Here is a 23,716-nt window from a genome sequence, read left to right on the forward strand (position 1 = left end):
TTAGCATCGACTAATTAAGGGCAGGCTAACCACAATCTAGTCGATAACTTCGGCGCATCCAAACGATTTCCCGATCACTGGCCTGTGATCTTGCCGATCCTCTCGGACGTCTGACGCTGAATCCGGGACAGCATGCCGCTCATCCCCCGCAGTCGCAACGGGCTCACGATCTCCGTCATCGACAGCCGCAGAGGCAGGTCAGACGGAATGGACAGGACCACCTCGGCGGTCTGGCCATTGAGCCCTTCGTGGAGGATCCCGGCGAAGCCACGGGTCGTCGGCGCCTCAGGGGGCGCTGAGAAATGCAGCTTCACGATCGCGGCACCGCCCTGCTCGGGGTTCTCGACCTCGGTGACGAGGAAGATCGGCGACTGGCATTCGGGCACCGGCTCGAGCAGTTCGGGATGATCGGTGTAGCGCTGCGGCAGCTCGGGCAGCTCCGAGGCGAATTCGAGCAGCAGCTGCAGCCGATCACCGGATTCGGTCTCGGCGAAGTCCTCGACGATCTCGACCAGGCTCTCCGGCAGATCGGAATTGTCGGCCATCGCGGCGTCTGTGTCGGCAGTCATCAGCGGCTGGGCACCTCGCCGGCCTCTGACCCGGTGACGATGGGAACGCCGACGACATTGCCCCATTCGGTCCAGGAGCCGTCGTAGTTACGGACGTTGGTGTAGCCCAGCAGGTGCTGAAGCACGAACCAGGTGTGGCTGGAACGCTCGCCGATGCGGCAGTAGGCGATGACTTCATCGGCGGTGCCGAGCCCGGCCTCGTCGGTGTAGATGGCCTTGAGCTCCTCGGCTGATTTGAAGGTGCCGTCTTCGTTTGCGGCCTTCGCCCATGGCACCGATGCTGCAGTGGGGATGTGTCCTCCGCGCAGTGCACCCTCTTCGGGATAAGCGGGCATATGGGTGCGCTCTCCGCTGTATTCCTCGGGGCTGCGCACATCGATGAGGGGACGCTTGCCCAGGCTGCCTCTGACCTCGGGCAGGAAGGCACGCAGAGTTGAGTCGTCACGGTCGATGACCGGGTATTCGGTCGGTTCCCGGCGCGGCTTCTCCGTGGACAGTTCGCGTTCCTCGGCCTGCCACTTGGAGCGGCCGCCGTCCATGAGGCGGACGTCCTCGTGACCGAACAGCGAGAAGACCCACAGCGCGTAGGCGGCCCACCAGTTGGATTTGTCGCCGTAGAAGACGATCGTGTCCTCACGTGAGATGCCCTTCGCGGACATGAGGGCGGCGAAGCCCTCACCGTCGACGTAGTCACGTGTCACGGTGTCGTTGAGTTCGGTGTGCCAGTCGACCTTCACCGCGCCGGGGATGTGCCCGGTCTCATAGAGGAGGACGTCCTCGTCGCTTTCGACGATGACCAGTCCGGGTTCACCGGCATGCTCTGCCACCCATTCGGTGCTGACCAGTCGTGATCCGTCTGCGTAGTCGGCGAATTTGGCCGTGGTATCGGCCGGGATCGCTGTGCTCACTCGTTCCTCCTCATGAAGATTGTGATGGTGTGGCTCATTGGACTTCTGTGTGGCTCAACGCCACTGCCCACCAGCATATTCCTCACCAAGTCTGCCCCGATCCCGGGGTGTCGCAGATGAGATCGGGGCGCACCAGGTGAGTTCGTGGCGTCACCTGCGTACGAGGAACGCCTGCAGGGAGGAGACGAACGCCTGCGGCTTTTCTGAGTGGACCCAGTGGCCTGATCCCTTGACGGTGAGCAGGGTCGCGCGGGGGAAGAGGGAGCGCATGAGAGGCAGATCCTCGCGGGAGACGTAGTCCGATGTCTCACCGGCGATCCAGAGCACCGGACCGTCGAAGGTCGCCTCCCCCGTCTCGGGGAAGCCTCCGATCGCGGGCAGGCTCTCATGAAGCAGGGTGAGGTTGGGCTGCCAGGCGTACCCCGCCGAGGTGGTGCGCAGGTTCTGCAGCAGGAATCCCCTGATCGTGTCCTCTGGGATCTTCTCCTGCAGGGCTTCATCGGCGGCGGCGCGCGACTCGATCTCGTTGAGATCGAGTTCGGCGAGGCTCGAGAGCAGATGCTCGAAGACGCCGAGGGACCCGCCTGCAGTGGGGGCGATGTCGACGACGACGAGGTGGTCGATGAGTTTCGGGTGGCGCAGGGCCAGGATCATGGCGACCTTGCCGCCCAGGGAATGACCGACCAGGTGCACGGGCAGATCATCGGGATCAGTCACCGCGGTGATCATTGCGGCCACGGAGTCGGCCATGTCCACGTAGCTGAACTCGTCTGTCCAGTCCGAGTCGCCGTGGTTGGGCAGGTCGACGAGGAGGCTCGAGTAGTCGGGCTCAAGTGATTTGGCGATGGAGGTGAAGTTCTTGCCGCGGCCGAAGAGTCCGTGGAGGAACACGATGCGCTCACCGGTGCTGCCGATGAGTCTGCTGGCGATATCAGTCACGCTTCCAGCCTACCCGGCACGTCTCACCAGGTCATCTGCTGTCGGCGGCCGCCTGTTCCAAGGCCTGCAGCGACTGGTCGAGATAGTCGGGGCCAACGACGGGGAAGCCGCCGAATGCGTCTCGGATCTCCTGTGTTGTGCGTGACCAGTCATAGGTCAGCTTCACCTCGGTGCCGGTGTCCTTCTCTTCGAGGTCGTAGCGCCAGCGCCAGCCACCGGGGGCGACGTGACCGCTCTCATCGGCTTGTCCGGGATCCCATGCGATCGCGCGATCGGGTTCGAACGTTGTCACGGTGTTGTCGATCCGGTAGTCACCGTTCTCGTCATCGAAGTGCATATTCATGGCAAAGATCTGTCCGGTGGCCGTGATCGGCGTCGGATCAATGGCGTCTCGCACCCAGTCCGTGGGTTCGGTGTCCCGGTGCCGAGCCGGATCAGCCAGCACGGTGAAGATCGTATGCGCAGGGGCGTCGATCGTGCGGGTGGCGATGATGTGCTCGTTCGAGTATTTCGGTCCTTCAGTCATCTGATCAGCCTATTCACCGGGCTGCGGCATGGGAAGAGATACTCACAGGTAGGCTGAGTCCATGCACTTCTCCGATTACGACACACGACTTGCCGGGTACGCGGTGATCGTCAACCAGGAGCGGGAAATCCTTCTCAGCTGGTTCAACGGCGGCAACGAACCAGCCCATGCGCTGTGGACTCTGCCCGGCGGTGGAATCGAGTTCCACGAGAGCATCGAGGCAGGCACGATCCGGGAGATTAAGGAGGAGACGGGCTTCGACGCCGAGCTGGTCCGCCCGCTGACGACACACACCTTCACTGAAAATCGCAGCAATGCCGCACGCCGCAGATCGGTTTCGCGTCCGTTCAAGGGAGTCCGCGTCGTCTATGAGGCTCACATCACCGGAGGCATGCTGGGGACTCTCGAGGTCGACGGCACCACGGACCGCGCCGAATGGTTGGCCATCGACTCTCTGGCCGACGTGCGGCACGCCCGCATCATCGATATCGGTCTTGATGCGTGGCGTGCCGCAGTGTGAGGAAGCGTGACGGCCTTGTGAGTGCGATAGCTGCTTGAGTGCGGCTGCTACTTCAGAGCATCCGCGACGAGCTCGGGCATCTTCTCTGCCGCATATGACGCGGAGAGGACCGAGTTCAACGCGAATGCCTGCCGGACGTCGTTGAGATCCTCGGTCAGCACCAGGCTGTGCCCGTCCTCGACTGCCGGAATGCGCTTGAAGCTGGGGTCGTCGGTGACTTCGGAATCGGGGATGTAGATCGGGAAGGCCACGAGCAGGTCCGCGTCGAGATCGTCGAGCTTCTCCTCGGACACTGTGGCGGTGAAGCCCGAGGGCTTGAGGGCCGCGACCTTCTCCGACTGCTTGAACCCGAGATCTTCCATGAACTGCACGCGCTCGGAACCTTCGACATAGGCACCCCAGCCCTCGGAGGTCTTCGCGGCCACACTCACGGATTTGCCGTCGAACTCCGGATGCGCCTCACGAGCCGCCTCGAACTCCTTGTCGAGGTCTGCGAGGAGCTTCTGCCCTTCGTCCTCTTTGCCCAGGGCCTGGGACACCAGGTCGACCTGCTGGTCCATCGTGGTCAGGTAGTTGTCGCCGCCTTCGGGCGCACCCACAGTCGGAGCGATCTCCGAGAGACGGTCGTAGCGTTCCTGTTCACCGGAGCTCTTTGTGTCGAGGATGAGGTCGGGCTCGAGCGCCGCGATCTTCTCATAGTCGGGCTCCATCGTCTCGATGATCTCCGGGGCCTGGTCATAGAGGTCCTCGGCCCAGGGGCCGACTCCCTTGCCGCCGAACTCCACCCAGTCAGAGGCACCGACCGGCTGCACATCGAGGGCCAGCGCGGTTTCCGCATCTCCCCATCCCAGGGCCACGACCTTCTGCGGGTCTTTGGGGACTTCGACTGCGCCGAAATTCGTGTCGATGGTGATACCGGAGGCCGCTTCCTCGTCACCACCACCGCCGCCACAGGCAGCGAGCAGGAGTACGGAGGCGAGCATGGGGGCGAGAATTCTGCGCATGAGATCCTTCTTCGTGAGTTAGGCAAGCCTAGCTTAACGTATGCACATAGCTTCTGCGACAGTCACGCGCGTCGGATGGCAGCAGCGGTTGACAGCGGCGGTTGACAGCGGCGGTCAGCCGAGGCTGCCCGATTCCCGCTCAGGTTTGATCTCGAGTCCGTCGACGCCCATCTCCTCCAGACCCACCGTGCGTGAGCGACGTCCGGTGACCATCCGGTGGATGAGCCACAGCAGCAGGAAGGCGGGCAGTCCGATGTAGGCGGAGGCAACTTCGAGGACCCGTCCCTCGACGATGGCTTGGACGTTCTGGCCGATGATGACGATGACCAGCATGACCAGAGCTATGATCGGTCCGATCGGGAACAGCGGAGCCCGATACGGCAGATCCTTAACATCGTGGCCCTGCTTGATGTAGGCACGGCGGAACCGGAAGTGGCACCAGGCGATGCCGACCCAGACGATGAACCCGGAGAGCCCGGAGACGTTGATCAGCCACGTGTAGGCCCCACCGTCACCCATCACTTCGGAGAGGAACCCGAACAGGCCGATGACCGCGGTGGCCAGCAGGGCCATGACGGGAACCCCGCGTTCGTTGAGTCGGGCGAACAGCCTCGGCGCGGTTCCCTCTTTGGCCATTGCGTAGAGCATGCGGGTCGAGGCGTAGAGGCCGGAGTTGCCGGCTGAGAGGATTGCGGTGAGGATGACGGCGTTCATCACGGATGCGGCCACGGCGATGCCGGCGCGCTCGAAGACAAGAGTGAAGGGCGAGGCCGTGACGTCCTCGTTGTTGGCAGAGGCCAGCAGTGAGGGGTCCGAATAGGGCAGGAGGAAGCCGATGATGATGATTGCGCCGATGTAGAAGAGCATGATGCGCCAGAACACGGTGCGGATGGCCCGGGGCATATCGCGGCGCGGGTTGGCTGACTCGCCTGCGGTCACGCCGACGAGCTCCGTGCCCTGGAAGGAGAAGCCGGCGATCATGAACACGCTGATGATCGAGACCCAGCCACCCACGAATGGCGCTTCGCCTCTCGTCCAGTTGCTCATACCCGGTGATTGCCCACCGATGATGCCTGCGATCATGAGCACCCCGAGGATGAGGAACGCGAGAACAGCGGTGACCTTGATGGCTGCGAACCAGAACTCGCCTTCCCCGAATGCCTTGGCCGAGAGGAAGTTGAGCCCGGTGAGCAGGGCCAGGAAGATCGCGGCCCAGACCCAGGACGGCACGTCCGGCAGCCAGAAGGACATGATGACTCCGGCTGCGACGAGCTCTGCGGCGAGCGTGATTGCCCAGTTGAACCAGTAGTTCCAGCCCATGGCGAATCCGAACGAGGGGCTGACGTACTTCGAACCGTAGGTGTGGAACGATCCAGCCACGGGCAGGTGCGTCGACATCTCACCCAGGGACTGCATGACGAAGAGGACCATGATACCGATCGCAGCATAGGCCAGGAGTGCACCGCCGGGTCCGGCCTGGGAGATCGTGCCGCCGGAGCCGAGGAAGAGTCCGGTGCCGATGGCGCCGCCGATGGCGATCATCTGCAGGTGACGTGACTTCAGCCCCCGTTTGAGTTCGCGGTTCTCCCTCGCCGAGGCGGCTGTTTCGTTCATCGTGTCCCTTGACTGTCGTGCGACCGGCGTCCCGTTCGGGCCCCGGCCATTCTTACCACATTCAGTTGTCGCGGTTCGCAGTGGCACAGACTGGCAGCCCCCGGGCCAGCTGCGGTCCGAGGTCAGCGATGTTCCGGGCGCCCATCAGGCCCATAGCAGTCAGTATCTCTGCTCGGATCAGGTCGATGGCCTTCTCCACGCCGCGCTGCCCGCCGGCCATCAGTCCGTAGAGGTAGGCCCGGCCGACGAGCACGAAGTCCGCTCCGGCACACAGAGCGGCCACGACGTCGGTGCCGGACATGATTCCGGAGTCGAGGATGAGTTCCATGTCCTCGCCGACGGCCGCTCGCACCTCCGCCAGCGCGGTCAGGGAGTCAGGTGCGCGATCGAGCTGGCGTCCTCCATGGTTGGATACGACCAGGCCGTCTGCGCCGATGGACCGGGCCCTGTCGGCATCTTCGGCGGTGAGGACTCCCTTGACGAAGAGCTTGCCCTTCCAGTGCTGACGGATCCACCTGAGGTCATCGAGGTCAAGTGTCGGATCGAACATGGTCCGCGTCATCTCGGCCAAGGACTGCGAGGTGTTCGACAAGGAGGCATATTTCGGCGGTTCGGTGGTGAGGAAGTTGAACCACCAGCCGGGCCGGTAGGAGGCATCGAGAATAGTCTTCAGGGTCAGCTTCGGTGGGATCGAGAGCCCATTGCGGTTATCGCGCAGACGCTGGCCCGTGATCGGAGTGTCGACGGTGACGAGCAGGGTTTCGTACCCGCTGGCTTGGGCTCGCTGAAGCAGGTCGAGGCTGCGCTCGCGGTCCTTCCACAAGTAGAGCTGGAACCAACGGGTGGATCCCGGTGCCGCCTGGGCGACCTCTTCGATCGATCGCGTGCCCATCGTTGACAGCGAGAAGGGAATGCCTGCCTTTGTCGCCGCGCGAACTCCCCCGATCTCACCTTCGGAGTGCATCATCCGCGTGTAGCCTGTCGGGGCGATGCCGAATGGCAGTGCTGTGTGCTGACCGGCGATCGTCGTCGATGTGTTCGGGGCGTCAACTCCGTGCAGGATCCGTGGGAGGAGTTCGACGTCGGCGAAGACCTGACGGTTCTTGCGCAGCGTGTGCTCATCGAGCGCGCCGCCGTCGACGTAGTCGAAGGGTGCCGTGGGGGTCACCCGCTTCGCGATGCGACGCAGGTCCCAGACATCGGCGGCGGAGTCGAGTCGCGCACCCACCCTGTCGAGCCTGGGCAGACCGAACTGCAGGAGAGGGGCGAGTTCCTTCACGTCGGGCAGCTGCCGTTTCATCGTTCTCCTCATCTTCGACACTGAATCTCATCGGGTTTGAGACCCCTGCGAGCACTGTGAGCCTCCGGCGCTCCTAGTATCCTCGGCGTCTCTGAGCTGCGAGTCTAACGAGGGAACCGAGTTCCCCGGAACTGGGATCACCATGAGAGATATTCCCATTTATTTGATTATATGGGCTTATCGACTAGACTATTCCCATGTCCGATTCCGCCGTTCCCGTGCCCGATCCTGCCGTTCACGTGCCAGCAGCGCAGGCAGAGACCAGACCGTGGCGCCAGGAGTTCCGCGGCGGCACGATCGACGACAGAAAATTCGCCGAGGTGGCCGTCTCCATTCCGGCTCGCATCGGCTCGGTCGACCTGCGCCTGCCCTCCGAGCTCGCCGCACGCTCAGAAACCGCGGTCCGCGCGATCTCTCGGCTCGATGCCGAGCACGGTCGCACCCTGATCCCACTGTCCTACCTGCTGCTGCGCAGCGAATCGATCGCCTCTTCGAAGATCGAAGCCGAAGAGGCACCCATCGACGACTTCGTCCGAGCCCTCCACGGTGCGAAGTCCAATTCTTCGGCCACCGCGATGGCCGCTGCAACGGGTGCGCTGGATCTGCTGACATCGGGAGCGATCAATGCCGATGCGGTCTCTCGCGCCCATCGGCTGCTGCTCAAGGACGATGCCGGAGAGGCTCATCTGGCGGGCCGACATCGGCCGATGCAGAACTGGATCGGCGGCTCCGATCATTCGCCCCGTGGTGCGCTCTATGTTCCCCCACCCCCGGAGCTCGTCCCTGAACTCATGGACGATCTGCTGACCTTCGCCCGCCGCGTTGACATTCCCACGATCGCGCAGGCGGCCGTCGCCCATTCGCAGTTCGAAGCGATCCATCCCTTCACCGACGGCAACGGTCGGATCGGACGAGCCTTGGCGGCTGGGATCCTCCACTCACGCGGCGTCACGACCGGAATCACCGTTCCCTTGGCTGCTGCCTTGGTCGAGGTTCGAGACCGCTACTTCGCCGCGCTGAATTCCTATCACTCAGGCGACGCCGGACCGGTCATATCGCTGTGGTCGACGTCATCGGTGATCGCGGCAGAGGAAGCTCAGATGACCGCGCATCGGCTGGCTGAACTGCCTGATGAGTGGGCCGACCTCCTCGGCCATCCACGTGAGAACAGCGCCGCGGCCAGGATCCTGAACTACCTCGCATCGGACCCGGTGTTCACGATCGACGACCTTGAGGACTCATTGAAACTGTCCAGCTCCTCGGCGAACAGGGCGGTCTCTGCACTGATGGAGGCTGGGGTCCTGCGCGGTCTGACCCGTCGCAAGCGCAATCAGATCTGGGGTGCTGGCGATGTGCTGACCGAGCTCGAGGACCTCAATCTGCGCATCGGTGCCCGAGCCCGTTCCGAACTCTGAGAACCTGTCTCGTCAGGATGCTCCGGCTCTCGAGGTCGTGAGCCACCTGGTTGCTCTCCGTCGGATCAGGACTGGTCGAGGTAGTGCAGGACCGCCGCGACCCTCCGGCTCGTGGTCTCCCCTGCGTGCAGCCTGAACTTGTCGAAGATCGAACTGATGGCCTTCTCCACTGAGCTGATGGACACGTAGAGTCGTTCGGCGATACCGCGATTCGACAGCCCCTCGGCCATGGCCTGAAGGACCTCGTTCTCACGCGGGGTGAGCGCCGACAGGGAGTTCTGCTTATCGGACGAGCTCAGCAGCTGCCGGACGACCTCAGGGTCGATGACGGTTCCGCCCTCCGCTATCCGATTGACGGACTCGAGGAAGCGGTCGATGTCGGTGACCCGGTTCTTCAGCAGGTAGCCGACTCCCACGGTCTCGGTGCTCAGCAGTTCGGTCGCATATTCGCGCAGAACGTATTGGCTGAGCACGAGGACTCCGATGTCCGGGAAGCGGCGCTTGATCTCCAGCGCGGCCTCGAGTCCTTCTGTGGTGTGGGTCGGCGGCATCCTGACGTCGACGATCGCCAAGTTCGGGCGATGAGCCGCAACCGCGGTGAGCAGCTGCTGCCCGTCATCGACAGAGGCCACAACTGCGATGCCCTCGTCTTCGAGCAGGCTGCGCACCCCTTCGCGCAGCAGCACCGAGTCATCGGCCAAGGCGACTCTCATCGGGCCGACGCTCGGGGTTCCGACGCTGGATTCAGGCATGCCAGGTTCAGACATAGGGGATCTCCGCTCTCACTGTGGTTCCGACATTCTCTGTGCTCTCAATCGTCATCGTCCCGTCCAATGCTCCGACCCGGCGCGACAGTCCTTTCAGCCCGCTGCCGGCAGGGTCGGCTCCCCCGGTGCCGTCATCGACCACCTCGGCGATGAGCTTCTGATCATCGGCGATCACGCTGATTCGAATAGCCGACGCATTCGCGTGCTTGACCACATTGGTCACCGCCTCCCGCACGACGAAGTACGCAGCAGATTCACTGGCCTGCGATACCCGCCGGGTGGGGACGGCGCTGAGGGTGACCGGGATCGGGCAGTGATCAGCTACCCGGTGGAGGACGGTGCCCAGGCCGTGTTCGTCCAGCGCTGTGGGATAGACCCGCCAGGCGACCTCGCGCATCTCATCGATGAGGTCCTGAGACTGCACGAGGGCGTCGCCGAGGAGGGCGCTGACCTTGTCCTGATCCTTCGCTCGTTGGGCACGTGCGATGAGCACGGACAGGGACACGACATTCTGCTGCACTCCGTCGTGGAGGTCCCGCTCGATCCGGCGCCGCTCCTCATCGATGGCCATGACCACACCGTGACGGGTCATGAGAAGTTGAGTGATACGGGTGTGGGGCGCGTTGGGGCGGCTGGTCTCGGTGAACCTGGAGTCGATTCTGCCGTGCAGCCAATTGGCGAACTCGGCGAGGACGATGACCCCGATGAGGTTGGCGGCTCCATAGAGCACTCCGACGAACAGGGTCGGCTGGCTGATGGTCCAGAAGTCGAAGCCGATGGTGATGCTGCCGCCGATGAACAGTCCCTGGATGAGCGAACCGATCGTGACGAGCAGGAAACCCGTGAGCAGATTGAGCACGGGAATGGCGATGAGGCCCGCAACCACACCGTTGAGGACGAAGAAGCCGCGCTTCATCGGGTCCGAACCCATGATGATGCCGAAGCCCCGCTCCTGCCGGGAGCGTTCCCAGGCCAGGGCCCTCCGGCTCAGTCGCGAGGTAGTGGTGGGGATCGCGGCGAGCAGCAGCGGAAGGCATAGCAGCACACCCCACAGGATTCCCAGCACCGAGGCACGCCAGCGTGCGACGAACATGCGGGATTCTCGGGGAATCCGCGCGGTCAGCGACGTCGGCCAGGGCATAGGTCGATCGTAGCAACGCCGTGCGCCGAGTCCCATGGGTCCGACCGCAGTCTCCGTTTCCGGTTTTCCGCATCTTCGATCCGGGCTCCTGCAGGCGAGACTGCTCTTCGCCGCGTTCCGAGCTCGCCCGTCGGTCAATAGCGTGGATGAGTATGGACCTCGCTTTCGACATCCTCGCCGCAACGCTCGAATCACCGTGGGTGTACCTCCTCGTCTTCGTCATCGCCGGCCTCGACTCCCTGTTCCCGATCGTGCCCTCCGAAACGATTCTCATCACCGCGGCGGCCTATGCGGCCAGCGGAACACCGAACCCGGGCGGACTCCTGCTGGCGGGAGCAGTCGGAGCCCTCGCCGGTGACTTCGCCGCCCACCTTGTCGGGCGCGGGGGTGGCTCCTTGGCGTCCCGGTGGACCCGGCGTCCACGTGCATGTCGGCTACTCGAACGCACCGAGGAGATATTCGCCCGCCGAGGCGGCGCTGTGCTCATCGCGGGACGTTTCGTTCCCGGCGGACGCACGGCCACCACCGTGACCTCGGGGATGCTGAAGTATCCGATCCCTCGATTTCTCGCCTTCGATGCGGCAGGGTGCCTGGCCTGGGCGCTGTATTCGACGGGCATCGGTCTGCTCGGCGGTGTGCTGTTCGAGGATCAGCCGCTGCTCGGGGTGGGATTGGGCATCGGCATCGCACTCGTCATCACCGGTGTTGCTGAACTCACGCGCAGACTTCTGGCCAGGAGGAAAGCCCGATCAGACGAGGATCGGACGGCACACCGAGACTCTGCAGATTGGACAGTCCCAGCCGTTGACGTGGCATCATGAATGGGATGTCTCAAGGTCTCGTGTGGTATGTCAGCTATGGGTCGAACATGCATCGTGACAGGCTCGCCTGTTACCTGCAGGGCGGCCGTCCCCCAGGTGCATTCGTCACCTATCCCGGCGCACGGAACTCGGCTCCGCCGTTGGCAGAGATGGGCATCGAACTTCCCGGATCCATCTACTTCGCCGGCAGCTCCACCGTGTGGGGCGGCGGAGGAATGGCCTTCTATGACCATCATGTCCCGGGCCCCACACCGGCCAAGGCATATCTCATCACTGCCCAGCAGTTCGCCGATGTCGCCGATCAGGAGATGAACCGGCCGCCTTCATCGGACAACCCGCTGGAGACACTGGCCTGCGAACTTCCCGTCGGCTCCGCCCACTCGGTGGGACCGGGCGGGTACGAGACCCTTCTGGTTCTCGACCGCGCAGATTCGATCCCGATGGTGACGTTCACGGCTCCGCACGGATCGGATGCAGTCACCCACACCATCCCCGGTGAACCGTATCTGACGATGCTGCGCCTCGGCGTCGAAGAGGTCATTTCTGTCTCGACCGTCGGTTCAGTCTCGACACTCAACTCTGTCGCAGCGACTCCCCGGCCCGCAGCTGCACAAGTGTGAGGTCGAGCAGTGGTGTCTGCACACCGAGGTCAGCGGCTGTTCGTGCGAGGTGACCGAGGATGTGCTCGGTTTCGCTGGGCAGGCCCGAGGTCACATCGCGATAGAGCGATGAGGTGAATGACGAGCCCTCGGCGGTGAGCATGGCCAGAGTCATGTCCCTGGCCTCGGCCGAGACCGGGTGTCCCCCGGCGCTCGCAACGGCTTCGAGCTCGTCGACGATTCCCACGATGTGCGAGTGTCCGCCAACTGCCATGATCGCTCCGACCGGGGCCCGGAACAGGCAGGTGACGACTCCTGCCGCGGCGATGAAGATCCACTTCTCCCACAGGGCGTCCGTGATGTTCTCAAGGATCTGCAGTCTGTAGCCGGGAACGTCAAGGGCCTCGACGATGGGATCGGGGATGACTCCCCCGTCGAGGTCGCCGATGGTCATGATAGCCAGGTCGGTCATCTGGTGGATGGCTCCGTCCTTGATCGTTCCGACGATCTTGACCAGACCGCCCAGAACTTGGCCGGGGAATTCCTCGGCCAAGCGCTCGATCTGAGCCATGCCGTTGAGGAACGGAATGATGAGGGTGTGCGCCCCCACGGCGGGTCTGAGGTCGTCGATGATCGATTCCAAGCCGTTGGCCTTGACCGCGACGATCACGAGGTCGAAGGGAGTCGAATCCCGGCGATCGGCAGCCGCGGAATCGGCAGCTGCCGGATCAGCCTGGGCCAGCTCGGCGGCGGTGAGGACGGGGATGTGGTTCGTCCGGTCCTCACCGGGGGCGACGAATCGCAGGCCGTTGGCACGCATCGTCTGCGCTCGTGCCTCGCGGACGAGGAACGTGACATCGCGATCGGCTTCAAACAGGCGGGTGCCGAACGCCCCGCCGGTCGCGCCGGCCCCGGCGATGAGTATCTTCACTGTGTGCTCTCCCATGTCAGATGGTTTCCCTTGCAGTTGCGCCGCGCGCTGTCATAACGCCTGTTTGAGTTCCGCAGCCGCGGCCGCGGGGTCCTCTGCTGCGGTCACCGCACGGACGACGACGATGCGCTGCGCACCAGCGGCTCTCACCTCGGCGAGGCGCTCGCCTGCCGAGATCCCGCCGATCGCGAACCAGGGCTTGGATGCGCTGGAGGCGAGCGCGCGCAGGGGGTCGGTGCCGATGGCTGGCCTGCCGGGTTTGGTCGGGGTCTCCCACACGGGACCCAAGCAGAAATAGTCGATCTCGGGGTCCGCCTCGGCGGCATCGGCCTGTGCGATGGAATGGGTCGAGCGGCCCAGGATCACATCCGGGCCGAGGAGCGCGCGGGCCTGTTCGCTGGTGAGGTCGCCCTGGCCGACGTGGAAGACATCGGCGCCGACGAGCAGCGCCACATCCGCGCGGTCGTTGACGGAGAAGAGCTTCCCGTGCCGGTGGGCTGCATCCCTGAGCACCTCGAGTGCTTCGATCTCGGCCCGGGCTTCGAGGCCCTTGTCGCGCAGCTGGATGATGTCGACGCCACCGGCGTAGGCGGCATCGAGGAACTCGGGGAGATCGCCCTGCGCGCTGCGGGAATCGGTGCAGACATAGAGCCTGGCCGTGCGCAGCCGGTCAAGTCGTGTGCCTCTGTCTGTAGCTCTGTCCGTGTCTTGGACTGCGGCGTCCATTGTCATATCTGCGGCCATGCTCCTAGAGTAGAGGAGTTCGCGGGAGCCTCATAAAGGGGCTGAGAGGGCTTTGTGCCGACCGTTCAACCTGATGCGGATCATGCCGCCGGAGGGAGAAGCACGTGCACGTGATTGTTGTGGGAGCTGGAATCATCGGCTTGTCCACTGCCTGGAACCTGCGCCGTCGCGGCGTCAGCGTCACCATCGTCGATCCTGCCCCTGCCATGGGTGCCTCCCATGCGGCGGCGGGAATGCTGGCTCCGGCCGCCGAGGTGGTGTGGGGGCAGACTCCCCTGTATCCGCTCATGCGTGCCTCGGCGGACCTCTACCCGGACTTCGCCGCCGAGCTGACTGCCGTCTCGGGTCATGACCTGGGACACTCGAGCACCGAGACCCTCGTGTGTGCCGGTGACCGGGCCGACCTCGTCTCCCTGCGTGAGCTCATGAACCTGCAGTCCTCTGCCGGTTTCGACGTCTCCCTCATCGCGGGATCCCGGGCCCGTGACCTGGAACCGTCCCTGGCACCCGGGTGTGCGGTGCCGTCACGATACCCGGAGATCATTCGATCGATCCCCGCCGGGTCACCGGTGCACTGATATCGGTCCTCGGTGATGACATCATCCGGGCCCGCGTCACGGGTCTGCACAAGGCAGCCGGGCGCACCGTGGGCGTCGAGCTCGACGATGGGACGAGGTTGACTGCAGATCAGGTCATCGTCGCCGCTGGCGCTTCGTGCAATGACATCGCGGGGGTACCGACGCTGCCTCTGCGCCAAGTATGGGGTGAGGTGATCAGACTCCGGGCACCGAAAGCACTGGACCCACTGCTGACGCGCACGATCCGCGGTCTGGTCAACGCTCGGCCCGTCTACATCGTGCCTCGCCCCGATGGCGAGCTCGTCCTCGGTGCCACGAGCCGTGAGGACGGTCGGTCGGGAACCAACGCCGGCGGCGTCCACCAGCTGCTTCGTGACGCAGAGCGCCTCGTCCCGGCCGTCCTCGACTGCGAGATCACCTACATCACCACCCGTGCCAGACCGGGCTCACCAGATGACGTGCCGATCATCGGACGCATCGATCCCGGCTGTGTGGTGTCCACCGGCTTCTTCCGGCACGGCATCCTCCTCGCCCCGCTGGGTGCGGGCCTCACCGCCGACCTTGCCACCAGAGCCGACACAGCATGGGTGCCACCGGGGTCACTGGCAGCGGTGGGACCGGACCGCTTCGATTCAGAGCACCCACCAGCGGAACCACAGGACGCACAGCAGCACACCGTTTCGATTCAGCAACCAGCAGGGAGTCATCCGTGACCGACACCATCACCATCACGCTCAACGGCGAGCGCCACGCACTCGCCGGTCCCACCACAGCCAAGGACCTCATCTCCGGCATCGTCGACAAGGAGATCGGCGCCGACGGCACCCCCGTCGACGGCAGTCGCCTGGGCATCGCGCTCGCCGTCGACGGTGAGGTCATCAGGCGCGGACAGTGGTCGGGCTTCACTCTGGCCGAGGGCCACAGTGTCGACATCGTCACCGCAGTGCAGGGAGGCTGATATGACCTGGAACGTCGACGAAGTGGCGATGAACTCCCGGCTCGTCATGGGCACCGGCGGCGCAAGTTCGCTGAGCATCCTCGAACAGGCGCTGGAAGCATCGGGCACTGAGCTCACCACCGTGGCACTGCGCCGCTATGACGGCACTGCCCGGGACTCGGTCTTCGCTTTGCTGCAGCGTCTGGGTATCCGTATCCTGCCCAACACGGCTGGATGCTACACAGCCAGGGATGCTGTGCTGACTGCTCGGTTGGCCAGGGAAGCTCTCGAGACGAACTGGGTGAAGCTCGAGGTCATCGCCGATGAGGAGACCTTGCTGCCCGCCCCGGTGGAGCTGTTCCAGGCGGCGGAGGAGCTCGTGCTCGACGGCTTCACGGTCTTCGCCTACACGAACGACGATCCGGCGCTGGCCAAGAGGCTCGAGGATGCCGGGGTTGCTGTGGTCATGCCTGCCGGCGCTCCGATCGGCAGCGGGCTGGGCATCCTCAACCCGCACAACATCGAGACGATCGTCAGCCGCGCCCAGGTGCCTGTGATCCTCGATGCCGGAATCGGCACCGCCTCTGATGCGGCTTTGGCGATGGAGCTCGGCTGTACCGCCGTCCTGTTGGCCTCTGCGGTGACCCGGGCACATGATGCCAGGGCCATGGCTCGGGCGATGTCCCTTGCCGTGGAGTCCGGTCATCTGGCTGCCCATGCCGGGCGCATCCCAAAGCGACCGTTGGCTCTGGCTTCATCGACCTTCGACGGGATGGTGACCCCGAGATGAGCGCGGTGGACAATCCGGGCCCGCTGGTCGAACCGCTTGATTCTCTGAGCCCACGGGAATTCGAACGCTACGCCAGGCATCTGAGCCTGCCGGGTATCGGGGTCGAAGGACAACGCCGGTTACGGGCCGCCTCGGCGCTGGTCATCGGTGCGGGTGGCTTGGGTGCCCCGGTTCTGCACTACCTGGCTGCGGCCGGGATCGGAACGATCACGATCATCGACGACGATGTGGTCGAAGCCTCGAACCTGCAGCGCCAGGTCCTTCATCGTGGTGCCGACATCGGTCGAGCCAAGGTGGATTCCGCCCGTGACGCCCTGCTGCGCCTCGATCCGCTGCTCGAGGTTCACGCAGTTGCGAAGCGCTTGAGTCCCGCCAATGTGCTCGAACTCTTCGCGTCTCATGATCTGGTGCTCGACGGCGCAGACAACTTCGCGACCCGGTATCTGTCCAATGATGCGGCCGAACTCACCGGCACCCCACTGATCTGGGGCACGATCTTTCGCTTCGCCGGACAGGTGAGCACCTTCGTTCCCGGGCACGGGCCGATGCTGCGCGACCTGTTCCCCGACATCCCCGAGGCCGATTCCGTGCCCAACTGCGCCGAAGGCGGTGTCCTCGGGGTGCTGTGCGGAACCATCGGTTCGGCGATGGCCACGGAGGCGGTGAAACTCATCTGCGGCATCGGCACTCCCCTGATCGGTCGCCTGCTGCGCTATGACGCACTGGAGTCCGACTACTCCACGCTGAGGTTCTCACCGGATCCTGATCGCGAACCTGTCACCGACCTCGCCGAGGTGGCTGTGGCCTGTGCGGCTGCCCGTGCAGAAGCAGACGGTGACGGTGCAGATCGGGAGGACGAGATCGGTGTCGATGAGTATCTGGCTGATCCTTCCTCCGCCCTTCTCATCGATGTGCGGGCCGATTGGGAGCGCCATCTGGCATCGATACCCGGATCCGTCCACCTGCCGCTGGGTGTGCTGCAGGTCGAGGGTGGCCCGCGGTGGAAACTCTTGTCACGCTGTTACCTCGCGAGGTCGTCATCCACTGCAAGTCGGGGGCCCGCTCCGCTCAGCTGCAGGCCGCCTCTGCGCGATGCGGCACCGGAGTCCGTGCGTCTGCGGTCCCTGGACGGCGGCATCGATGCGTGGTCGGCCTCAGAGCATGAGACTGTTCAGTCGTCTGGCCAGACCGCGGTGTCCGGCTCTCATCACACGTGAGTGCATCCACGTTGCCACGGGACGCAGCATGCGAATCGACAAGCGCGAAGTGGTCACACACCACACGGAGCTGATCGTGGTGATCGGGCCCGTCTGCTCCAGCGACCACACACCGGTCCCCCTCAGATCACCGGTGGCGGAGAACGAGACGAAGCTCGGCGGGTCTGTGTCCTGAAGTTCGATTCCGAAGCTCAAGGTGACTCCGATCGGGCTCTCCACCTGAATTTCGGCGCGGCGGCCGGGCACGTTCCTGTCATCGACGGGGACCGCCACGGGCAGGCCCGGCCACCACTGCGGCCACGACTTGACATCGGAGAGCACGGACCAGACCTCTGTCGGACTGGCATCGACCCTCCACGTGTTCTCGAAGTGGAAGGGGCTGACTCACCGGCGTGCGGTCGCACGTGCTGATGAGTCTGCTGCCCGTGTTCGTGCGTCATGGGTCTCCCGATGGTCCTGAGGCGACGGGCGCTGATTCGTCCGTTCTGACTCGACGGTAGTGTGGACAGCGTGATTGAGGAAAGTTTCATCAGCTCCCGCCGACCATCGCCCTTAGGCGGACGAAAGCCGACGAAGGACGACCTCGCTGAGTTCGCCACCGACAATCCCGACGCCATCGATGACGTTCTCCCCGTGCGCTCGGGTGAACTCTCGATGCTCATCGTCGGAATCAACCCGGGCCTGTGGACGGCCGCGGTCAATGCACCCTTCGCCAGACCGGGAAATCGCTTCTGGCCGTCTCTGCATCAGGCAGGTCTGACCGATCACCTCGTCGACGCCTCCCTGGGCCTGGCCGTCGAGGACGAGGCACAGCTGCTGGCACGCGGCATCGGCATCACCAACCTCGTGGGACGGGCCACGGCTCGGGCCGATGAGCTGGACAAGAAGGAACTGCGCGAGGGTGCGGCCAGGCTTGTCCGCCGACTCGACGACATCCGCCCCAAGGTAGTCGCAGTCGCTGGGATCACGTCGTTCCGGATCGGATATTCCCTGCCCAAGGCCCACCTCGGCGAGCAGGACACACGTCTCTCATCGATGGCTGGCCCGAGGGTATCGACCTTCACGTCGTACCTCAGCCCAGCGGCCTCAATGCCCATTTATCAGGTTCCGGACCTAGCCCGGATCTGGCGTGATGTGTGGAGAGCATCGAGGACTGAGGCAGCTGCTCTGATGCGGTCGTGACGATTTGCTTTCTAGTGCGGTGGGCGAAGTGCTCCCGCAACGTGCGAATCATAGGATTCGGGAGCACACATTCGCTCCACCGCACTAGAAGCAATCGGTCACGACCGCATCAGAGCAGCTGCTCAGTCCTCGATGCTCTCCCCACACATCACGCCAGATCCGGGCTAGGTCCGGAACCTGATAATGGGCATTGAGGCCGCTGGGCTGAGGTACGACGTGAAGGTCGATACCCTCGGGCCAGCCATCGATGAGAGACGTGTCCTGCTCGCCGAGGTGGGCCTTGGGCAGGGAATATCCGATCCGGAACGACGTGATCCCAGCGACTGCGACTACCTTGGGGCGGATGTCGTCGAGTCGGCGGACAAGCCTGGCCGCACCCTCGCGCAGTTCCTTCTTGTCCAGCTCATCGGCCCGAGCCGTGGCCCGTCCCACGAGGTTGGTGATGCCGATGCCGCGTGCCAGCAGCTGTGCCTCGTCCTCGACGGCCAGGCCCAGGGAGGCGTCGACGAGGTGATCGGTCAGACCTGCCTGATGCAGAGACGGCCAGAAGCGATTTCCCGGTCTGGCGAAGGGTGCATTGACCGCGGCCGTCCACAGGCCCGGGTTGATTCCGACGATGAGCATCGAGAGTTCACCCGAGCGCACGGGGAGAACGTCATCGATGGCGTCGGGATTGTCGGTGGCGAACTCAGCGAGGTCGTCCTTCGTCGGCTTTCGTCCGCCTAAGGGCGATGGTCGGCGGGAGCTGATGAAACTTTCCTCAATCACGCTGTCCACACTACCGTCGAGTCAGAACGGACGAATCAGCGCCCGTCGCCTCAGGACCATCGGGAGACCCATGACGCACGAACACGGGCAGCAGACTCATCAGCACGTGCGACCGCACGCCGGTGAGTCAGCCCCCTTCCACTTCGAGAACACGTGGAGGGTCGATGCCAGTCCGACAGAGGTCTGGTCCGTGCTCTCCGATGTCAAGTCGTGGCCGCAGTGGTGGCCGGGCCTGCCCGTGGCGGTCCCCGTCGATGACAGGAACGTGCCCGGCCGCCGCGCCGAAATTCAGGTGGAGAGCCCGATCGGAGTCACCTTGAGCTTCGGAATCGAACTTCAGGACACAGACCCGCCGAGCTTCGTCTCGTTCTCCGCCACCGGTGATCTGAGGGGGACCGTGTGTGGTCGCTGGAGCAGACGGGCCCGATCACCACGATCAGCTCCGTGTGGTGTGTGACCACTTCGCGCTTGTCGATTCGCATGCTGCGTCCCGTGGCAACGTGGATGCACTCACGTGTGATGAGAGCCGGACACCGCGGTCTGGCCAGACGACTGAACAGTCTCATGCTCTGAGGCCGACCACGCATCGATGCCGCCGTCCAGGGACCGCAGACGCACGGACTCCGGTGCCGCATCGCGCAGAAGCTGCACGGCCTGAGCGGAGCGGGCCCCCGACTTGCAGTGGATGACGACCTCGCGAGGTAACAGCGTGACAAGAGTTTTCCACCGCGGGCCACCCCTCGACCTGCAGCACACCCAGCGGCAGGTGGACGGATCCGGGTATCGATGCCAGATGGCGCTCCCAATCGGCCCGCACATCGATGAGAAGGGCGGAGGAAGGATCAGCCAGATACTCATCGACACCGATCTCGTCCTCCCGATCTGCACCGTCACCGTCTGCTTCTGCACGGGCAGCCGCACAGGCCACAGCCACCTCGGCGAGGTCGGTGACAGGTTCGCGATCAGGATCCGGTGAGAACCTCAGCGTGGAGTAGTCGGACTCCAGTGCGTCATAGCGCAGCAGGCGACCGATCAGGGGAGTGCCGATGCCGCAGATGAGTTTCACCGCCTCCGTGGCCATCGCCGAACCGATGGTTCCGCACAGCACCCCGAGGACACCGCCTTCGGCGCAGTTGGGCACGGAATCGGCCTCGGGATGTCGGGGAACAGGTCGCGCAGCATCGGCCCGTGCCCGGGAACGAAGGTGCTCACCTGTCCGGCGAAGCGAAAGATCGTGCCCCAGATCAGTGGGGTGCCGGTGAGTTCGGCCGCATCATTGGACAGATACCGGGTCGCGAAGTTGTCTGCGCCGTCGAGCACCAGATCATGAGACGCGAAGAGTTCGAGCACATTGGCGGGACTCAAGCGCTTCGCAACTGCGTGAACCTCGAGCAGCGGATCGAGGCGCAGCAGGGCGTCACGGGCGGAATCCACCTTGGCTCGACCGATGTCGGCACCACGATGAAGGACCTGGCGCTGCAGGTTCGAGGCTTCGACCACATCGTCGTCGATGATCGTGATCGTTCCGATCCCGGCCGCAGCCAGGTAGTGCAGAACCGGGGCACCCAAGCCACCCGCACCGATGACCAGCGCCGAGGCGGCCCGTAACCGGCGTTGTCCTTCGACCCCGATACCCGGCAGGCTCAGATGCCTGGCGTAGCGTTCGAATTCCCGTGGGCTCAGAGAATCAAGCGGTTCGACCAGCGGGCCCGGATTGTCCACCGCGCTCATCTCGGGGTCACCATCCCGTCGAAGGTCGATGAAGCCAGAGCCAACGGTCGCTTTGGGATGCGCCCGGCATGGGCAGCCAGATGACCGGACTCCACGGCAAGGGACATCGCCCGAGCCATGGCCCTGGCATCATGTGCCCGGGTCACCGCAGAGGCCAACAGGACGGCGGTACAGCCGAGCTCCATCGCCAAAGCCGCATCAGAGGCGGTGCCGATTCCGGCATCGAGGATCACAGGCACCTGGGCGCGGCTGACGATCGTCTCGATGTTGTGCGGGTTGAGGATGCCCAGCCCGCTGCCGATCGGAGCGCCGGCAGGCATGACCACAGCAACCCCGGCATCCTCGAGCCTCTTGGCCAGCGCCGGATCGTCGTTCGTGTAGGCGAAGACCGTGAAGCCGTCGAGCACGAGCTCCTCCGCCGCCTGGAACAGCTCCACCGGGGCGGGCAGCAAGGTCTCCTCATCGGCGATGACCTCGAGCTTCACCCAGTTCGTCTCGAGAGCTTCCCTGGCCAACCGAGCAGTCAGCACAGCATCCCTGGCTGTGTAGCATCCAGCCGTGTTGGGCAGGATACGGATACCCAGACGCTGCAGCAAAGCGAAGACCGAGTCCCGGGCAGTGCCGTCATAGCGGCGCAGTGCCACGGTGGTGAGCTCAGTGCCCGATGCTTCCAGCGCCTGTTCGAGGATGCTCAGCGAACTTGCGCCGCCGGTGCCCATGACGAGCCGGGAGTTCATCGCCACTTCGTCGACGTTCCAGGTCATATCAGCCTCCCTGCACTGCGGTGACGATGTCGACACTGTGGCCCTCGGCCAGAGTGAAGCCCGACCACTGTCCGCGCCTGATGACCTCACCGTCGACGGCGAGCGCGATGCCCAGGCGACTGCCGTCGACGGGGGTGCCGTCGGCGCCGATCTCCTTGTCGACGATGCCGGAGATGAGGTCCTTGGCTGTGGTGGGACCGGCGAGTGCGTGGCGCTCGCCGTTGAGCGTGATGGTGATGGTGTCGGTCACGGATGACTCCCTGCTGGTTGCTGAATCGAAACGGTGTGCTGCTGTGCGTCCTGTGGTTCCGCTGGTGGGTGCTCTGAATCGAAGCGGTCCGGTCCCACCGCTGCCAGTGACCCCGGTGGCACCCATGCTGTGTCGGCTCTGGTGGCAAGGTCGGCGGTGAGGCCCGCACCCAGCGGGGCGAGGAGGATGCCGTGCCGGAAGAAGCCGGTGGACACCACACAGCCGGGATCGATGCGTCCGATGATCGGCACGTCATCTGGTGAGCCCGGTCTGGCACGGGTGGTGATGTAGGTGATCTCGCAGTCGAGGACGGCCGGGACGAGGCGCTCTGCGTCACGAAGCAGCTGGTGGACGCCGCCGGCGTTGGTTCCCGACCGACCGTCCTCACGGCTCGTGGCACCGAGGACGAGCTCGCCATCGGGGCGAGGCACGATGTAGACGGGCCGAGCGTTGACCAGACCGCGGATCGTGCGCGTCAGCAGTGGGTCCAGTGCTTTCGGTGCCCGGAGTCTGATCACCTCACCCCATACTTGGCGCAGAGGCAGCGTCGGTACCCCCGCGATGTCATTGCACGAAGCGCCAGCGGCGACGATGACCTGATCTGCAGTCAACCTCGTCCCATCGTCGAGCTCGACGCCCACGGTGCGCCCGGCTGCCTTGTGCAGACCCGTGACGCGGGCCCGGATGATGTCATCACCGAGGACCGATATCAGTGCACCGGTGACCCGGCGGGGATCGATCGAATGATCTCCGGGTATCGTGACGGCACCGCACACCCCGGGTGCCAGGGACGGTTCCAGGTCACGGGCCCGGGATCCCGCGATGAGGGAGACGTCGAAACCGGCAGAGGACTGCAGGTTCATGAGCTCACGCAGGGAGACGAGGTCGGCCCGGTCACCGGCACACACGAGGGTCTCGGTGCTCGAGTGTCCCAGGTCATGACCCGAGACGGCAGTCAGCTCGGCGGCGAAGTCCGGGTAGAGGTCCGCCGAGGCACGCATGAGCGGATACAGGGGAGTCTGCCCCCACACCACCTCGGCGGCCGGAGCCAGCATTCCCGCCGCGCATGGGAGGCACCCATGGCAGGGGCAGGATCGACGATGGTGACGCTGACGCCGCGACGGCGCAGGTTCCAGGCAGTGGACAAGCCGATGATTCCAGCTCCCACAACAATCACGTGCACGTGCTTCTCCCTCCGGCGGCATGATCCGCATCAGGTTGAACGGTCGGCACAAAAGCCCTCTCAGCCCCTTTATGAGGCTCCCGCGAACTCCTCTACTCTAGAGCATGGCCGCAGATATGACAATGGACGCCGCAGTCCAAGACACGGACAGAGCTACAGACAGAGGCACACGACTTGACCGGCTGCGCACGGCCAGGCTCTATGTCTGCACCGATTCCCGCAGCGCGCAGGGCGATCTCCCCGAGTTCCTCGATGCCGCCTACGCCGGTGGCGTCGACATCATCCAGCTGCGCGACAAGGGCCTCGAAGCCCGGGCCGAGATCGAAGCACTCGAGGTGCTCAGGGATGCAGCCACACCGGCACGGGAAGCTCTTCTCCGTCAACGACCGCGCGGATGTGGCGCTGCTCGTCGGCGCCGATGTCTTCCACGTTCGGCCAGGGCGACTCACCAGCGAACAGGCCCGCCGCGCTCCTCGGCCCGGATGTGATCCTGGGCCGCTCGACCCATTCCATCGCAC

The 23,716-nt window shown here is 64.5% G+C and carries 28 protein-coding genes, 2 pseudogenes and 2 riboswitches; of the genes and pseudogenes, 12 read left to right on the forward strand and 18 right to left on the reverse strand.

The features are described 5' to 3' along the window. Nucleotides 1-74 precede the first annotated feature (74 nt). From HX613_RS07890 to HX613_RS07905, 4 genes are all read right to left on the reverse strand, one after another. Nucleotides 75-569, reverse strand: coding sequence for a SufE family protein (locus HX613_RS07890; RefSeq protein WP_235344837.1), 495 nt, complete (start codon nt 567-569; stop codon nt 75-77). Beyond that, complete coding sequence (locus tag HX613_RS07895) at nt 569-1,477, reverse strand: sulfurtransferase (RefSeq protein ID WP_235344838.1); 909 nt, start codon at nt 1,475-1,477, stop codon at nt 569-571. Before HX613_RS07895 ends, HX613_RS07890 begins: the two co-directional genes overlap by 1 nt. Nucleotides 1,478-1,627: 150 nt before the next feature. After that, nucleotides 1,628-2,416, reverse strand: coding sequence for an alpha/beta fold hydrolase (locus tag HX613_RS07900; RefSeq protein WP_235344839.1), 789 nt, complete (start codon nt 2,414-2,416; stop codon nt 1,628-1,630). Between the two features lie 31 nt (nt 2,417-2,447). Next, nucleotides 2,448-2,942, reverse strand: a complete 495-nt coding sequence (locus HX613_RS07905) for an SRPBCC domain-containing protein (protein WP_235344840.1) — start codon at nt 2,940-2,942, stop codon at nt 2,448-2,450. Between the two features lie 61 nt (nt 2,943-3,003). On the opposite strand from HX613_RS07905, the gene HX613_RS07910 reads away from it, so the two are divergent. After that, on the forward strand, nt 3,004-3,462 hold the full coding sequence (locus HX613_RS07910; protein WP_235344841.1) for an NUDIX hydrolase: 459 nt from the start codon (nt 3,004-3,006) through the stop codon (nt 3,460-3,462). A gap of 47 nt (nt 3,463-3,509) precedes the next feature. On the opposite strand, the gene HX613_RS07915 is transcribed toward HX613_RS07910, so the two are convergent. The 3 genes from HX613_RS07915 to HX613_RS07925 form a co-directional block, all read right to left on the reverse strand. Further along, the gene (locus HX613_RS07915; protein ID WP_235344842.1) at nt 3,510-4,466 is read right to left on the reverse strand and encodes an iron-siderophore ABC transporter substrate-binding protein; all 957 of its coding nucleotides are present in this window, start codon (nt 4,464-4,466) and stop codon (nt 3,510-3,512) included. Nucleotides 4,467-4,580: 114 nt separating this feature from the next. Then, nucleotides 4,581-6,080 (reverse strand): amino acid permease, encoded by a 1,500-nt coding sequence (locus tag HX613_RS07920; RefSeq protein WP_235344843.1) that lies wholly within the window; start codon nt 6,078-6,080, stop codon nt 4,581-4,583. Between the two features lie 61 nt (nt 6,081-6,141). Then, nucleotides 6,142-7,380 carry an alpha-hydroxy acid oxidase gene (locus HX613_RS07925; RefSeq protein WP_235344844.1) on the reverse strand — a complete coding sequence of 413 codons (1,239 nt, stop codon included), beginning with the start codon at nt 7,378-7,380 and terminating at the stop codon, nt 6,142-6,144. A 197-nt stretch (nt 7,381-7,577) separates the two neighbouring features. On the opposite strand from HX613_RS07925, the gene HX613_RS07930 reads away from it, so the two are divergent. Beyond that, on the forward strand, nt 7,578-8,795 hold the full coding sequence (locus HX613_RS07930; protein WP_235344845.1) for a Fic family protein: 1,218 nt from the start codon (nt 7,578-7,580) through the stop codon (nt 8,793-8,795). A 65-nt stretch (nt 8,796-8,860) separates the two neighbouring features. On the opposite strand, the gene HX613_RS07935 is transcribed toward HX613_RS07930, so the two are convergent. Then, complete coding sequence (locus HX613_RS07935; RefSeq protein WP_268826709.1) at nt 8,861-9,547, reverse strand: response regulator transcription factor; 687 nt, start codon at nt 9,545-9,547, stop codon at nt 8,861-8,863. A gap of 7 nt (nt 9,548-9,554) precedes the next feature. Then, a complete protein-coding gene (locus tag HX613_RS07940; protein WP_235344846.1) occupies nt 9,555-10,703 on the reverse strand; it encodes a sensor histidine kinase in 1,149 nt (382 codons plus the stop codon). Nucleotides 10,704-10,855: 152 nt separating this feature from the next. On the opposite strand from HX613_RS07940, the gene HX613_RS07945 reads away from it, so the two are divergent. Both HX613_RS07945 and HX613_RS07950 read left to right on the forward strand, forming a co-directional pair. Continuing rightward, nucleotides 10,856-11,524 carry a DedA family protein gene (locus HX613_RS07945; protein WP_235344847.1) on the forward strand — a complete coding sequence of 223 codons (669 nt, stop codon included), beginning with the start codon at nt 10,856-10,858 and terminating at the stop codon, nt 11,522-11,524. A 5-nt stretch (nt 11,525-11,529) separates the two neighbouring features. After that, nucleotides 11,530-12,144, forward strand: coding sequence for a histone deacetylase (locus tag HX613_RS07950; protein ID WP_235344848.1), 615 nt, complete (start codon nt 11,530-11,532; stop codon nt 12,142-12,144). Here the strand turns inward: HX613_RS07950 and HX613_RS07955 are convergent. Both HX613_RS07955 and thiE read right to left on the reverse strand, forming a co-directional pair. Continuing rightward, complete coding sequence (locus HX613_RS07955) at nt 12,098-13,069, reverse strand: ketopantoate reductase family protein (RefSeq protein WP_235344849.1); 972 nt, start codon at nt 13,067-13,069, stop codon at nt 12,098-12,100. The two genes, HX613_RS07950 and HX613_RS07955, sit on opposite strands and share 47 nt — an antisense overlap. Before the next feature lie 36 nt (nt 13,070-13,105). Continuing rightward, nucleotides 13,106-13,786: a thiamine phosphate synthase gene (thiE, locus tag HX613_RS07960; RefSeq protein WP_235344858.1), complete on the reverse strand. Its 681-nt coding sequence runs from the start codon at nt 13,784-13,786 to the stop codon at nt 13,106-13,108. Nucleotides 13,787-13,809: 23 nt separating this feature from the next. Next, nucleotides 13,810-13,912: riboswitch (TPP riboswitch) on the forward strand. Here thiE and HX613_RS22090 point away from each other — a divergent pair. The 5 genes from HX613_RS22090 (at nt 13,903) to moeB (ending at nt 17,320) form a co-directional block, all read left to right on the forward strand. After that, nucleotides 13,903-14,376, forward strand: a complete 474-nt coding sequence (locus HX613_RS22090; RefSeq protein WP_328284927.1) for an FAD-dependent oxidoreductase — start codon at nt 13,903-13,905, stop codon at nt 14,374-14,376. (Overlaps the previous riboswitch by 10 nt.) Further along, nucleotides 14,310-15,089 carry an FAD-dependent oxidoreductase gene (locus HX613_RS22095; RefSeq protein WP_328284928.1) on the forward strand — a complete coding sequence of 260 codons (780 nt, stop codon included), beginning with the start codon at nt 14,310-14,312 and terminating at the stop codon, nt 15,087-15,089. Before HX613_RS22090 ends, HX613_RS22095 begins: the two co-directional genes overlap by 67 nt. Next, on the forward strand, nt 15,086-15,334 hold the full coding sequence (gene thiS / locus HX613_RS07970; protein WP_235344850.1) for a sulfur carrier protein ThiS: 249 nt from the start codon (nt 15,086-15,088) through the stop codon (nt 15,332-15,334). The genes HX613_RS22095 and thiS (HX613_RS07970) overlap by 4 nt, the downstream gene beginning before the upstream one ends. Nucleotide 15,335: 1 nt before the next feature. Further along, nucleotides 15,336-16,103 (forward strand): thiazole synthase, encoded by a 768-nt coding sequence (locus tag HX613_RS07975; protein ID WP_235344851.1) that lies wholly within the window; start codon nt 15,336-15,338, stop codon nt 16,101-16,103. Next, complete coding sequence (gene moeB, locus HX613_RS07980) at nt 16,100-17,320, forward strand: molybdopterin-synthase adenylyltransferase MoeB (RefSeq protein ID WP_235344852.1); 1,221 nt, start codon at nt 16,100-16,102, stop codon at nt 17,318-17,320. The genes HX613_RS07975 and moeB overlap by 4 nt, the downstream gene beginning before the upstream one ends. Here moeB and HX613_RS07985 read toward each other — a convergent pair. Continuing rightward, on the reverse strand, nt 17,258-17,641 hold the full coding sequence (locus HX613_RS07985) for a hypothetical protein (protein ID WP_235344853.1): 384 nt from the start codon (nt 17,639-17,641) through the stop codon (nt 17,258-17,260). The two genes, moeB and HX613_RS07985, sit on opposite strands and share 63 nt — an antisense overlap. Before the next feature lie 189 nt (nt 17,642-17,830). Here HX613_RS07985 and HX613_RS07990 point away from each other — a divergent pair, with 189 nt between their 5' ends. After that, nucleotides 17,831-18,502: a mismatch-specific DNA-glycosylase gene (locus HX613_RS07990; RefSeq protein WP_235344854.1), complete on the forward strand. Its 672-nt coding sequence runs from the start codon at nt 17,831-17,833 to the stop codon at nt 18,500-18,502. Nucleotides 18,503-18,586: 84 nt separating this feature from the next. Here HX613_RS07990 and HX613_RS07995 read toward each other — a convergent pair whose 3' ends face one another. Beyond that, nucleotides 18,587-19,270 (reverse strand): mismatch-specific DNA-glycosylase, encoded by a 684-nt coding sequence (locus HX613_RS07995; protein WP_235344855.1) that lies wholly within the window; start codon nt 19,268-19,270, stop codon nt 18,587-18,589. Nucleotides 19,271-19,340: 70 nt separating this feature from the next. On the opposite strand from HX613_RS07995, the gene HX613_RS08000 reads away from it, so the two are divergent. Then, nucleotides 19,341-19,727, forward strand: coding sequence for an SRPBCC family protein (locus HX613_RS08000; protein WP_235344856.1), 387 nt, complete (start codon nt 19,341-19,343; stop codon nt 19,725-19,727). A 53-nt stretch (nt 19,728-19,780) separates the two neighbouring features. Here the strand turns inward: HX613_RS08000 and HX613_RS22985 are convergent, their stop codons facing one another. The 5 genes and pseudogenes from HX613_RS22985 to thiO form a co-directional block, all read right to left on the reverse strand. Further along, entirely contained in the window at nt 19,781-20,128 is a 348-nt protein-coding gene (locus HX613_RS22985; RefSeq protein WP_442862594.1) for a rhodanese-like domain-containing protein, read from the reverse strand. Nucleotides 20,129-20,297: 169 nt separating this feature from the next. Continuing rightward, a pseudogene (locus tag HX613_RS22990) lies at nt 20,298-21,001 on the reverse strand (HesA/MoeB/ThiF family protein); the annotation flags it as partial. Further along, nucleotides 20,998-21,765, reverse strand: a complete 768-nt coding sequence (locus HX613_RS08010; protein WP_235344851.1) for a thiazole synthase — start codon at nt 21,763-21,765, stop codon at nt 20,998-21,000. The gene HX613_RS08010 and the pseudogene HX613_RS22990, both read right to left, overlap by 4 nt. Before the next feature lies 1 nt (nt 21,766). Beyond that, on the reverse strand, nt 21,767-22,015 hold the full coding sequence (gene thiS / locus HX613_RS08015) for a sulfur carrier protein ThiS (RefSeq protein ID WP_235344850.1): 249 nt from the start codon (nt 22,013-22,015) through the stop codon (nt 21,767-21,769). Next, nucleotides 22,012-23,220 (reverse strand): annotated as a pseudogene (gene thiO / locus HX613_RS08020) (glycine oxidase ThiO); the annotation flags it as partial. The pseudogene thiO and the gene thiS (HX613_RS08015), both read right to left, overlap by 4 nt. Further along, nucleotides 23,189-23,292, reverse strand: a riboswitch (TPP riboswitch). It overlaps the preceding pseudogene by 32 nt. 10 nt (nt 23,293-23,302) lie before the next feature. Between thiO and HX613_RS08025 the strand changes: the two are divergent. Next, nucleotides 23,303-23,686, forward strand: coding sequence for a thiamine phosphate synthase (locus HX613_RS08025; protein WP_442862593.1), 384 nt, complete (start codon nt 23,303-23,305; stop codon nt 23,684-23,686). Nucleotides 23,687-23,716: the final 30 nt, after the last annotated feature.

Origin of the sequence: Brevibacterium sp. UCMA 11754, from assembly GCF_021532275.1 — a bacterium.
In the GTDB taxonomy this organism is placed as follows: Bacteria; Actinomycetota; Actinomycetes; order Actinomycetales; family Brevibacteriaceae; genus Brevibacterium.